Raw genomic sequence first — 11,805 nt, forward strand, 5'->3', positions numbered from 1 at the left:
GAGCGCATGGCCCAGCTCGAGCTCGAGTACAACAACGGCAGCCCCGAGCGTTCGGCGCTGGAGTTGCGCAATCCCCAGGGCTATATCGAACGCACGGCCAATCTCAAGGCGCAGATCGCGCGCTACCAGAGCGACATCGAGGGCCTGCGGCGTGAAATTTCCCGCCTGCCTGCAGCATCCGCGGACGCTCCGGTCAACTGAAGACGTACATGTCCCTTTCTCTTGAGAACCGGCGCGCGGAAAGCGCCTACCATGTCTTCGATTCGCTCTGTACCCTGATCGCCGTGCTGGAGCTTGACGGTTCGGTGCTGTTTGCCAACGCGGCGCTGGAGAACGCCCTGGGCTTGTCGCGGCGCATGCTCGAAGGCAGCGGTTTCGCCGAGCATTTCGTCGATCCCGCGCTGCTGCACAAGGCCATGGATGGCGCGCGCGTACAGGACTACGCGGCCCTGCGCTTCGAAGCCAGCCTGCACCGCCAGGCCAAGGAAGCGATTCCCATGCAGGTGATCGTGTCGATCGCCGAAGGCTCGGGCCATGTGCTGATCGAAATGTCGCCGCTCGAGCAGCAGGTGCGCCAGGACCGCGAGGAGCGGCTGATCGAGCAGACGCAGGCGCACAAGGAGCTGATCCGCAATCTCGCGCACGAGATCAAGAACCCGCTGGGCGGCATACGCGGCGCGGCGCAGTTGCTCGAGATGGATCTGGAATCGGCCGAGATGCGCGAGTACACCCAGGTGATCGTGCACGAGGCCGACCGGTTGCAAAGCCTGGTTGATCGCTTGCTCGCGCCGCACCGCCACCCGCATCTGGTCGGCGACGTCAACATCCATGAAGTCTGCGAGCGCGTGCGCTCGCTGGTGCTGGTCGAATACCCGCAGGGCCTGAGCGTGCGGCGCGACTACGACACCTCGATTCCCGAGTTCCGCGGCGACCGCGCGCAGCTGATCCAGGCCGTACTGAACATCGTGCAGAACGCCGCGCAGGCGCTGTCGGCGCGCATTGTTCAAGGCGATGCCTGCATCACTTTGCGCACGCGCGTCGCGCGCCAGGTGACTTTTGGTAAACAACGCTACCGCCTGGCATTGGAATTGCATGTGATAGACAACGGACCGGGCGTGCCAGAGACCATCAGGGACAGGATTTTCTATCCACTGGTGTCTGGACGGGATGGCGGATCGGGTCTGGGGCTGACGTTGGCCCAGACCTTTGTGCAGCGGCATGATGGCTTGATCGAATGCGACAGCCAGCCAGGATGCACTGATTTCCGCATTCTCATCCCCTTGCCCTGAGGTCCATGACAACTCCCAAGCGGAAGGAAGCAAGAAAGTATGAAGCCGATCTGGATAGTAGATGACGACCCCTCGATCCGCTTCGTCCTGGAGAAGGCCCTGGCACGGGAAAACCTGCCCACCCGCAGCTTCACCAATCCGCGTGAAGTGCTCGAGGCGCTGGCCGATGTAGACCCCAGCGATGCCGCGCGCCAGCCGCCCCAGGTGCTGGTCAGCGACATCCGCATGCCGGGCGGTTCGGGCCTGCAGCTGCTGGAGCAGGTGCGCACCCAGCAGCCGGGCCTGCCGGTGATCATCATGACGGCGTATTCCGATCTGGACAGCGCCGTCTCGGCATTCCAGCGCGGAGCCTTTGAGTACCTGGCCAAGCCTTTCGACCTGCCCAAGGCGGTGGAGCTGATCCGCCGTGCGGTGGAAGAAAGCCAGCGCGAAGAAATCATCGAGGACCAGACGCCGCTGAATGCAGAAATGCTCGGCCAGGCGCCGGCCATGCAGGACGTGTTCCGCGCGATCGGCCGCCTGAGCCAAAGCCAGGTGACGGTGCTGATCACGGGCGAGTCGGGCTCGGGCAAAGAGCTTGTGGCGCGCGCGCTGCACAAGCATTCACCCGTGTCGGGCGGCCCGTTCGTGGCGATCAACACCGCGGCCATCCCCAAGGACCTGCTCGAAAGCGAATTGTTCGGCCATGAGCGCGGTGCGTTCACCGGCGCCCAGACCCAGCGTCGCGGGCGTTTCGAGCAGGCCGATGGCGGCACGCTGTTTCTCGACGAAATCGGCGACATGCCGTTCGACCTGCAGACGCGGCTGCTGCGCGTGCTGTCCGACGGGCATTTCTACCGCGTCGGCGGCCATGCACCCGTGAAGTCGCAGGTGCGCGTGATCGCCGCGACCCACCAGGACCTGGAGCAGCGCGTGCGCGAAGGTGGTTTCCGCGAGGATTTGTTCCACCGCCTGAACGTGATCCGGCTGCGCCTGCCCGCGCTGCGCGAGCGCCGTGAAGACGTGCGCATGCTGGCCCGTCACTTCCTGCAGCAAAGCGCGCGCCAGTTGGGCGTAGAGCCCAAGCGGATTGCCGAAGCGGCGCTGCAGCGGCTCGAAACGTTCTCGTTCCCGGGCAATGTGCGCCAGCTGGAAAACATCTGCCACTGGCTCACGGTGATGGCACCCGCGCAGCAGATATCGGTCAAGGACCTGCCGCCCGAAGTGCTGCAGGAACCGTCGGCGGGCGGCGTTGGCGCGCCCGTGGCCCCCGTTTTCGCGGCGCAGGACAGCAGTCCCGTATCCGAGCGCGAAGAGGCCCAGCCGGCCGCCTTCGTGCCGGCGATGGCAGCGCACGAAGCGGCCAGCGTCGAGGCGCCTGTGGGGGGCGCGGCGCCGTCCACCTGGGAGCCGCTGCTTGACGTGCAGGCACGGCTGCTGCTCGAAAGCGGCCAGACCGATGTGTGGGATGTGCTGACGCGGCGCTTCGAGTCGCATTTGATTCGCACCGCCTTGCAGGTCACCCACGGTCGGCGCATGGAAGCCGCGCAGCGCCTGGGCATAGGCCGCAACACCATCACCCGCAAGATCCAGGAGCTGGGTCTCGAAGCGGGCGAAGAGCACTGAGAGTATGGGGATGAAGCCGGGCAGGGGCGCAGACCGCCCTTGCCTGCGCGCCTGGGACGCACCAGGCGTCATCCCGGTCCTACGCCATCGTGTAGGAACCACTGACCCGCAAGCGCCACTAACTTGACGAGAATTGGGTCATATTGTTTTTGTGTGCGGAGAGCGTGTTCATATGCCTGACCCCCGGATTGCCGATTCTTCTTTTTTACGCCGAACCCAGCGTCAATTACGCTGGAGTGAAGAATTGCACCGTCAGACACCTACCGCCCGCAACGCCGCCAACGGCAACCCCATGATCCAGGCGACCCAGGATGTGCTCCAGGACGCTTTCTGGCACGACCACTACCATCTCCAGCCCAACTATGTGAGCGGTCGCGGCTATGACCAGTACCGCCCCGCCTATGAGCTCGGCTGGAAGGCCGCGGTCCAATATCCCGATGATCTGGCGGCAGTGCTGCCGTTGCTCGAAGCCCAATGGCCGGGCAGCAAAGGCACGAGTCTGCTCGCCTGGCGCCAGGTATCGAGTGCCGTACAGGCCGCGTGGGAACGCATGCGCAACCCCGATCCCGTGCTGGGCCTGTCGCAGGTCCAGTTGCTGGCCGTGCTGCAGGGCTTGCAGCGTCTGAACCTGCAGACCGCGAAAAGCCTGCAGATCGCCATTGCCCAGGCTCCCACCGGCCTGGTGCAGCAGATGCTGCAGCGGCATCTGCTGGCGTTCGAAGCCGCTTCCGCCGAGCTGGTGCACGAGTTTGCCTTGCCCACGCACAACAAGGGCGATCGTGCATTTGCCGATTCCTTGCTGCGCGGCTGGGAGTCGATCAAGTCGGTCATCGCGCCGCAAAGCAACGAGGACGTTCTTGACGCCAGCGAAGACGCCGAGAAAATGCTGCACATGGCTTACCGTGCGGCGCTGCGCGAAGGTCTGCCCGAAGCGGTGCGCATTATTTTGCTGCGCCAGGCAATGGCGGTGCAGCGCGGTCTCGAAGCGCTGCATTGGCTGCGTTCCTGAACTCCCTCCAGCGCCAGAGATTGCCTGCTGGCTTCAGTCCAGCGTGACGACTACCGGTGTGTGGTCGCTGGGCTGCGGGTTCTTGCGCGGCGCGCGGTCGATCACGCAGGCACTCACGTGGGGCCTGAGGGCATCGCTGACCAGGATATGGTCGATGCGCAGGCCGCGGTTCTTCTGAAAACCCAACATGCGGTAATCCCACCAGGAAAAGCTTTTCTCGGGCTGATCGAACATGCGAAACGCATCCGTCATGCCGAGTTCCAGCAGGTCGCGGAAATGCTGGCGTTCCTCGGTCGTGTGGTGAATGGTTTCGCGCAGACCTTCGGGGTCGAACGAGTCGCGGTCTTCGGGCGCGACGTTGAAGTCGCCGACCAGCACCAGGCGCTCGTTCGCGGCCAGTTCCTTGCGCACCCATTCGCGCAGCGCTTCCAGCCACAGCATCTTGTAGGCGAACTTTTCGCTGCCCGGCGCCTGGCCGTTGACGAAGTAGCCGTTGATCAGGCGCAGCGGCCCGCTGGCGGTGTCTAGCGTCGCGGCGATGATGCGCGCCTGCGGGTCGTCGTGCTCGGGGATGTTGCGCACCACGTCGCGCGCGGGCGTGCGGCTCAGGATGGCGACGCCGTTATAGGTCTTCTGCCCGTGCGTGACCGCGTGGTAGCCGGCTTCCTGCAAGGCCAGCAGCGGAAACTTGTCGTCGGTCAGCTTGAGTTCCTGCAGGGCCAGCGCATCGACCGGATTGGCTTGCAGCCAGTCGAGCACCTGGGGCAGGCGCACGGTGAGGGAGTTGACGTTCCAGGTGGCAATTTTCATCGTTTTAAACCCATTGGATTCCATGGGCCGGGTTGGGACTTCTGCAGCCTTGCGGCGAGCGGTCGGGCAAAAGAAAGGGTTCTAAGAATGGCTTGGTTTGGCTTGATCGTAGCAGCCGCCTGCGTTGCGCGGCCTGTGGGCCGATATCCGCCCTTGGCCGCGTCACAGTTGCTGAAAAAATGCGCGCAGTCCATCAAAATGACAGGTTCGGAGCGCATTTTGATCGGATAAGAAATCTTGGTCGCATGCGGCACCGATACGATGGCAGGGCCGGTGCATCTGTAGCGCCGAACTTTCAAAGGATATTTCTTCATGCAGCTGACCAGCCAGAGCTTCCAGGACGGCCAGGCGATTCCCGGCGAATTCGCTTTTGGCGTGCCCGACGCCAGCGCCCATGTGGCGCTGTCGTCGAACCGCAACCCCCACCTCGCGTGGAACGATGTGCCCGCAGGCACGCAATCCTTTGTCGTGGTCTGCCATGACCCCGACGTGCCCAGCCGCGGCGACGATGTGAATCAGGAGGGCCGCGAAGTGCCGGCCACGTTGCCGCGCGTGGACTTCTTTCATTGGCTGCTGCTCGACATTCCGGCCGGCACCACGCAGATCGACGCCGGCGCGCATTCGAGCGCGGTGACCGCCGGCGGCAAGCCCGGGCCTGACGCGCCTGAAGGTCTGCGCCATGGCATCAACGACTACACCAGCTGGTTCGCGGGCGACGACGGGATGAAGGGCAACTACTACGGCTACGACGGTCCATGCCCGCCGTGGAACGACACGCTGGTCCACCATTACGTTTTCACGGTCTATGCGCTGGCCACGCCGCGCCTGGACGTCGAAGGCGCGCTGACGGGCGACAACGTGCTCGCGGCCCTGGCGTCGGCCCCGGTGCTGGGCAAGGCCAGTCTGACCGGGCTCTACAGCCTCAACCCGGCGGTCGCCGTGGGCTGAGGCGTGTGGTGATCGAGGTCAGGACTGACTGGCGATTGCCGCCGGGCACGCCCGTGCTGCGGCGCGGCCTGTGCGGCCTCGCCCAGCCCTGTCTGCGTCAGCCGCAGCAGACGCCGCGCTTCGTGTTCCATGAGGCGACGCTGCTGTGGATCGCCGAGGGGCGGTTGGCGCTCGATTCCGGCGGCGAGCACATCACGGTGGACTCGCCGCAATCGATGTTGCTGGTCGCGCCGCAGAGTTGCGCCGATCTGCGCAAGACTCCCGGGGGCGATGCGCAGCGTTTTCGCTCGGTGTTTCTGACCTTCGCGGCGCCGCTGCTGGACGCTTTCCAGCGCGCGCGGGCGAGCGCCGCGCCGCCGCCGCAAGCGCGCGGCGCGTGGCGGATGCTGGCGCTGGACGAGGAGCTGGCGGACACGCTGCGCCATGTCTGCGAAAGCGTGGAACTCAGGCGCGTGAGCGACGAAAGACTGCAGTACCGGCTGCTCGACCTGCTCGCCGCGCTGGCCGAGCGCGGCCATGTTTTCGCGCCGCGCAGTGCCGCGCCGGCCACGGCCGAGCGCCTGCGCGCGCTGATCGCCGAAGCCCCGGCCCAGCATTGGACTGCGCCCGAGGCCGGCCGCGCGCTGGCCATGAGCGAGGCGACGCTGCGCCGGCGCCTGGCTGGCGAGGGCCGGCGCTTCGAGGAGCTGCTGATGGAAGTGCGCATGCACCACGCGATGATGCTGGTGCAGACCACGTCCTGGCGCATGGCTCGCATCGCATTGGCCTGCGGCTACAAGTCGCAGGCACGCTTCGCGCAGCGCTTTCGCAGTCGCTTCGGGTATCTGCCTTCGACGGTGCGCTGAGGAAAGACTGCAATGAAATAGCGGTCAATGAATGATATTCATTCTCATTTGAGTTATGCTTCATCCATGGACAAGACGACGCGCATCGCCGGCTTGTCCGCCGTTTCATCGTGGGGCGACCCGAGACTTCACCGTCTCCAAGGTCGTTTTTTGCTAGCCATCGGTTCGCCGGCCAGCCATGCACTTTTTCCCGCAGTTGCTTTCAGGACCGATGCTTCCAAAAGACCAAGCCATCACGCCGCGCGCGTCCGAAGACCACAACCGTGGCCTGCATGAAGTGGACGCCACCGTCATCTCCCTGGACCTCCCCTCTGCCCACACCTTGCGTGTCGGCATCGCGCTGGCCACGTCGGCCGACGATCCGGGCTGGACACTGCCCAATGTGGCTTTTCGCATCCACCTCGACGACCGCACGGGCGCGGTCTCCCGCATCTATACCGCACGTTCCTTTTCGGCAGTGCAGGCGCGCGTCGAGTTCGACGTGGTGCGGCATGGCGCCGACAGCCCGATGATGCGCTGGGCGGCGTTTGCCCGCGTGGGCGATGCGCTGCGCCTGACCGGGCCGCGCGCCAACATCCAGATTCCCGAGGCCAGAGGCCGGCGCGTGGCGCTGTTCCTCGACGACGCCGCGATTCCCGCGCTGCATTCCATACTGCACCAGTGGCCCGCGGGCACGCAGGGCCAGGGCTGGATAGCGACCGACGACACCCATGCGCTCGCTGAGCTGCCGCGCATCGCGGGCCTGCAGCTGCACCGCGTGCCGTTGCAGGCGCCGGGCGCTCAATTGCTGCTGCAGCAGGCCAGGCAATTGCCCGATGCAGCCAGCCATGTGGTGTGGGGCGCGGGCGAGCGCGACGAGATGCGCGCGATTCGCCAGCATTTCCACACGCTGGTCGGGCTGGGCAAGGAAGATGTGGCGATTGCCGGCTACTGGAAGAGCGGCGCGAGCAATACCGAGATCGATGCCCAGCGTCAGGCGGCCTATGGCAAGTTCATTGCCGCCGGCGCAACGCTGGCCGAATGGGACGATCTGGCGATCGCCATCTAGCGAACCTCTGCATGCCGTCAGGCGGCGGTGGGCGGCGCGGCTTTTCCTGCCATAGCTGGACTATGGGCGGCAAAAAGACGCTGGCAGTACACCGTAGCGCGCGGCGCATGCAGAGGCCTTTCGCGCCAGCACCGCGGTATCCGGGATGTGGGCGTTATTGGCGCGAAATGGGGTGCCATCAATGCAGGGCCGCCGTAGATCCTTGCAACATGCAAGGTCATTGAATGATATTCATTCTCAAGCAGGTTATGATTCAGTCATTGGGGAGCGCAGCAAGGCGCCGCGCTCTCCACCCGTTTCATCGTGGGGCGATCCGAGACTTCACAGTCTCCAAGGTCGTTTTTGCTAGCCATCGGTTCGCCGGCCAGCCATGCTTTTTTTCCGCGATGCGATGTCATTTCCCTGTTCAGTGCGCAGGCGACATAACGGTACATTCCCCCAGAGATCGCCAGGCGTGCATGGCGTGATTTTCCGGAGGTGAACATGAACCAAGAACTCGACATTTCAGCAACACCCGTGCATTACGCACCGCTGTCGGCCGTGCCGTCGACGCTGCGCATTCCGCTGGCCGCGCGGGCGCTGGGCGACGCCATGTTCCCGGCGCTGGCGCTGGGCGACGCGCATGCGGCGCGCATTCTCACGGCGCTGGGTGACGATGGCACGCAGTGGCTGAGCGACCGGCACAGTGTCTATGGCGTGCTGGCACGCACGCAGCGCTTTCGGGCGCTGGCCGCGCAGTTTCTGCAGGCCAATCCAGACGGTCATGTCGTGAACCTGGGCTGCGGCCTGTCGAATTATTTCCAGTGGCTCGACAACGGCCGGGCGCGCATGACCGATGCCGACTTGCCCGAAGTGCTGGAGATCCGGCGCGCGCTGCTGCCGGTCGCGGGCGAGCGCCACGCCGTGTTGCCTTTGGACCTCACGGCGCCCGACTGGTGGGACAGATTGGGCTTGCCGGCCACGCCAACGGGCGCGCCGGTGTTCCTGTTCTGCGAAGGCGTGCTGATGTATCTGCAGCCCGCCGAAGTGCAGGCCATCTTGCGCACGTTCGGCGAGCGCGCGCCCGCGGGCTCGTCGTTCGCGTTCGATGTGATGTGCTGGCTTGCCATCGGGCGCGCCAAGCAGCACCCTTCGGTCAAGCACACGGCGGCCGAGTTCCGTTGGGGCCCCAGGCGCCTGTCGGAGCTGACGCAGGCGCATGAGCGGCTGCGGCTGGCAGAGACGTTCAATGTCATGGACGACTATGGCTGGCCCTACAGCGTGATGGGCCCGGGCTTTCGCATGCTGTTCGGCCTGCCGTTCTACGCGCTTTACGTGCTGCGGGCCGAAGACCTGGGCGCGGTCTGAACCTTCAGGGTGCCGTGGCGGGCGGCGCAGCGAAGAAATCGGCCTTGGGCGGAACCAGGTCCAGCTCGCGCAGCACTTTCATCACCATCGCCATGCCGGTATTGCCGGCCGGCACTCCTGCATAGACCGCCGTCTGCAGCAGCACTTCCTGGATGGTGGCCAGGTCCAGCGCGGCCGCTTCGGGGTCGGCGGGATCGGCCAGCAGGCCGGTGCGGATATGCAGCTCGAACTCTTCCCAGCGCCCCATGGCGGCGGTTATGGCCAGCACCATGATGCGGCGCGTGCGGCGGTCCAGGCCGGGACGGCTCCAGATGCCGTCCCAGGCATAGCTGGTGATCATGCGCTGGAACTCGACGTTGAGCGCATTGGCGTTCTCCACGGATTGCGTGACCCAGGCTTCGCCCAGCACGCGGCGGCGGTTGTGCAGGCCTTGTCGCAGGCTGTCTTCATTGATGGAGGGCATGGGCGGGCTCCTTGTCGGTGGTGGTATGGATCAGGGCCAGCAGATCCTGGCAACCTTGGGCCGAGGCCTGCACGGCTTGCCGCGGGTCCGCGGCTGCGGCGAGTGCGTGCGAAAGTTGGGAATCTGCGCTGCCGTGCTGCTCCAGCCAGCGGCCCAGCAACAGGTGCAGCGGCTGGGCCTGGGACAAGGCCTGGGCCGCGCATTCGGCGACGGCCGCCTGCGCCGCGGGCTTGCTCAGCACCGGCGCGAGCACCTGGGCCAGCGCCTCGGAATACACCACGCCCTGCAGGCCGTCGATGTGCTGCTGCATGCGCGCGCTATCGACATGCAGGCCTTCGGCCGCGCTGCGCAAGGCCGACGCGGCCGCATGCACATGGCGCCACAGGCTGGCCGCGTGCGCGACTTCGGCCTGCCATTCGCCCAGACCGCGTTCGTGGGCCTGGGCCATGCAGGCCAGCAGCGTGGCCGCGAGCTGGGGCACGGGCTGGGTCTGGGCCACGGCCTGCATGCAGTGCACGGGATTGCGCTTGTGCGGCATGGCGCTCGACGTGCTGCCGCGCGGCGCTTCATGCAGTTCGCCGACTTCGTATTGCGACATCAGCGACCAGTCCTTGGCGAGCTTGGCCAGGCTGCCGCCGCAGACCGCGACTTCCATCGCCAGGCGCAGCCAGGCATCGCGCTGCGTATGCCAGCTGTAGCCGCAGGCCTGCAGGCCCAGCCGGCGCGCCAGCGCCTGCTCCACCGCCGCGGCCGATGCGCCCAGCGTCGCGCGATTGCCCACGGCACCGCCCAGCTGCACGCACAGGGCCGGCGCGGCCAGCGCCTGCAGCTGTTGGCGCGAGCGTTGCAGGGCCGCTGCCGATTGCGCGCACTTGAAGCCGAAACTCGTGACCTGCGCGGGCTGCATCAGGCTGCGCGCGAGCATGGGCGTGGCCGCATGGCGTTGGGCCAGCGCCATCAAGCCATGCTGCAGCGCCTGCAGTTCGGCGAGCAGGCGCTGCAGCGCGTCGCGCGTGAGCAGCGCGTGCGCGGTGTCGACCACGTCCTGGGTGGTCGAGCCCCAGTGCAGCCAGTCCAGGCCCTCGGGGCGGTGGGCGCGCAGCCATTGCTGCACGGGCTGCAGGATCGCCATGCCCATGGCGCCGCTGCTGTGCGCGCGCGCGGCCAGCGCCTGGGCGTCGATCTGCACCGTGGCGCAGGCCTGGGCAATCGCCTGGGCCGCGTCGTGTGGAATGACGCCGCATTCGGCCTGGGCCTGGGCCAGCGCGGATTCGAAACCCAGCATGGCCTCTATCCACTGGTCGTCGGTGAACAGCGTGTCGGCATCCTGCGGGCGCAGGTAGGCGTGCATCAAGGACATCATCGATTCAGGCCGAGGCGCCCGAGGCCTTGATCACGGCCGCCCACTTGGCGCTTTCCTGCTGGATTTTCTTGGCATAGGCCTTGGCATCGCCGAGCAGCGGCACCGCGCCTTCGACGCCGAGCTTCGACTGGAACGCAGGCAGGGCCGCGACCTGCAGCACTTCCTGGGCGAGCTTCTTCACCTGCGCAGCTGGCGTGCCCTTGGGCGCGAGCAGGCCATAGGTCAGCGAGCTTTCGAACTGCGCGAGTTCGGGCACGCCGGATTCGGCGACGGTGGGCACGTCGGGCAGCTGGGAGTGGCGCTGGGCTCCCGTGATGGCCAGCGCGCGCAGCTTGCCGGCCTTGACCAGCGCCTGGGCCGCGGGAATCACGCTGAAGCTGAAGTCGACCAGGCCGCCGGCGACATCGGTCAGCGACGGCGCCGTGCCTTTATAGGGCACATGCGTGGCCTTGACGCCCAGCATATGTGCCAGCATTTCGCCGGTGAGGTGGCCGCCCGTGCCCGCGCCGCTGGACGCATAGTTCATCTGCGCGCCGCGCGTGCGCAAGGCCTGGACCAGCTGGGCCACCGAGCGAATGGGCGAGCTTTCGGGCACGACCAGCAGCAGCGCCGAGGACGCGAACATCGCCACCGGCTGCAGGTCGGTGGAGGCGTTGAACTTGAGTCCCTTGTAGAGCTCGGGATTGATCGACACCGTGCCGGTATGGCCCAGCAGATAGGTCTCGCTCTGGGGCGAGGCGCGCACCACCATCTCGGTGCCCAGATTGCCGCCCGCACCGGCCTTGTTCTCGACGATCATGTTGTAGCCGAACATCTCCTGCAGGCCATGCGTCATCTGGCGCGCGAACACATCGTTGCCGCCGCCGGGCGCGAACGGCACGACCAGCCGGCCGCCGCCCTTGCCGCGGCTTTGCGCCCAGGCGGGCAGGGCCGCGACGGCGACCAGCGCCCCCGCGGACTGCAGCCAGGCGCGGCGCGATGTGAGAGGGAAAGCGTTGGCGTCGATGGATCGCATGAAAGTCTCCTGGTTTTATAGGTGGGTCCGGGCATGCGCCCGGCCTGATGCCAGTGTGGACGA

12 protein-coding genes and 1 pseudogene are annotated in these 11,805 nt (G+C 66.2%); 8 read left to right on the forward strand and 5 right to left on the reverse strand.

Annotated features, from left to right (window positions below; translation table 11 throughout):
• From KHY18_RS25860 to KHY18_RS25875, 4 genes and pseudogenes are all read left to right on the forward strand, one after another.
• Positions 1-201, forward strand: a pseudogene (locus KHY18_RS25860) (hypothetical protein); the annotation flags it as partial.
• Between the two features lie 8 nt (positions 202-209).
• Positions 210-1,289, forward strand: a complete 1,080-nt coding sequence (gene glnL / locus KHY18_RS25865) for a nitrogen regulation protein NR(II) (protein WP_213306991.1) — start codon at positions 210-212, stop codon at positions 1,287-1,289.
• Between the two features lie 39 nt (positions 1,290-1,328).
• The gene (gene ntrC / locus KHY18_RS25870) at positions 1,329-2,894 is read left to right on the forward strand and encodes a nitrogen regulation protein NR(I) (RefSeq protein WP_213306994.1); all 1,566 of its coding nucleotides are present in this window, start codon (positions 1,329-1,331) and stop codon (positions 2,892-2,894) included.
• A gap of 244 nt (positions 2,895-3,138) precedes the next feature.
• The gene (locus tag KHY18_RS25875) at positions 3,139-3,903 is read left to right on the forward strand and encodes a ferritin family protein (protein WP_213306996.1); all 765 of its coding nucleotides are present in this window, start codon (positions 3,139-3,141) and stop codon (positions 3,901-3,903) included.
• Positions 3,904-3,936: 33 nt separating this feature from the next.
• On the opposite strand, the gene xth is transcribed toward KHY18_RS25875, so the two are convergent.
• Complete coding sequence (gene xth / locus KHY18_RS25880) at positions 3,937-4,713, reverse strand: exodeoxyribonuclease III (RefSeq protein ID WP_213307000.1); 777 nt, start codon at positions 4,711-4,713, stop codon at positions 3,937-3,939.
• Positions 4,710-5,027, reverse strand: a complete 318-nt coding sequence (locus KHY18_RS25885; RefSeq protein WP_213307003.1) for a hypothetical protein — start codon at positions 5,025-5,027, stop codon at positions 4,710-4,712. The genes xth and KHY18_RS25885 overlap by 4 nt, the downstream gene beginning before the upstream one ends.
• Between KHY18_RS25885 and KHY18_RS25890 the strand changes: the two genes are divergently transcribed.
• The 4 genes from KHY18_RS25890 to KHY18_RS25905 all read left to right on the forward strand — a co-directional run bounded on the left by KHY18_RS25890 (position 5,026) and on the right by KHY18_RS25905 (position 8,901).
• Positions 5,026-5,661: a YbhB/YbcL family Raf kinase inhibitor-like protein gene (locus KHY18_RS25890; RefSeq protein ID WP_213307006.1), complete on the forward strand. Its 636-nt coding sequence runs from the start codon at positions 5,026-5,028 to the stop codon at positions 5,659-5,661. The two genes, KHY18_RS25885 and KHY18_RS25890, sit on opposite strands and share 2 nt — an antisense overlap.
• Positions 5,662-5,669: 8 nt before the next feature.
• The gene (locus tag KHY18_RS25895; RefSeq protein WP_349630340.1) at positions 5,670-6,506 is read left to right on the forward strand and encodes a helix-turn-helix transcriptional regulator; all 837 of its coding nucleotides are present in this window, start codon (positions 5,670-5,672) and stop codon (positions 6,504-6,506) included.
• Between the two features lie 211 nt (positions 6,507-6,717).
• Complete coding sequence (locus KHY18_RS25900) at positions 6,718-7,554, forward strand: siderophore-interacting protein (RefSeq protein WP_213307010.1); 837 nt, start codon at positions 6,718-6,720, stop codon at positions 7,552-7,554.
• A 483-nt stretch (positions 7,555-8,037) separates the two neighbouring features.
• On the forward strand, positions 8,038-8,901 hold the full coding sequence (locus tag KHY18_RS25905) for a class I SAM-dependent methyltransferase (RefSeq protein WP_213307012.1): 864 nt from the start codon (positions 8,038-8,040) through the stop codon (positions 8,899-8,901).
• A 4-nt stretch (positions 8,902-8,905) separates the two neighbouring features.
• Here the strand turns inward: KHY18_RS25905 and KHY18_RS25910 are convergent, their stop codons facing one another.
• From KHY18_RS25910 to KHY18_RS25920, 3 genes are read right to left on the reverse strand one after another with little or no spacing between them, the layout of a single operon-like run.
• Positions 8,906-9,364: a carboxymuconolactone decarboxylase family protein gene (locus KHY18_RS25910; RefSeq protein ID WP_213307015.1), complete on the reverse strand. Its 459-nt coding sequence runs from the start codon at positions 9,362-9,364 to the stop codon at positions 8,906-8,908.
• Positions 9,348-10,724: a lyase family protein gene (locus tag KHY18_RS25915; RefSeq protein WP_213307018.1), complete on the reverse strand. Its 1,377-nt coding sequence runs from the start codon at positions 10,722-10,724 to the stop codon at positions 9,348-9,350. Before KHY18_RS25915 ends, KHY18_RS25910 begins: the two co-directional genes overlap by 17 nt.
• 7 nt (positions 10,725-10,731) lie before the next feature.
• On the reverse strand, positions 10,732-11,742 hold the full coding sequence (locus tag KHY18_RS25920; RefSeq protein ID WP_213307021.1) for a Bug family tripartite tricarboxylate transporter substrate binding protein: 1,011 nt from the start codon (positions 11,740-11,742) through the stop codon (positions 10,732-10,734).
• Positions 11,743-11,805: the final 63 nt, after the last annotated feature.

This window comes from Acidovorax sp. CCYZU-2555 (genome assembly GCF_018413525.1).
Taxonomy (GTDB): Bacteria; Pseudomonadota; Gammaproteobacteria; order Burkholderiales; family Burkholderiaceae_C; genus Comamonas.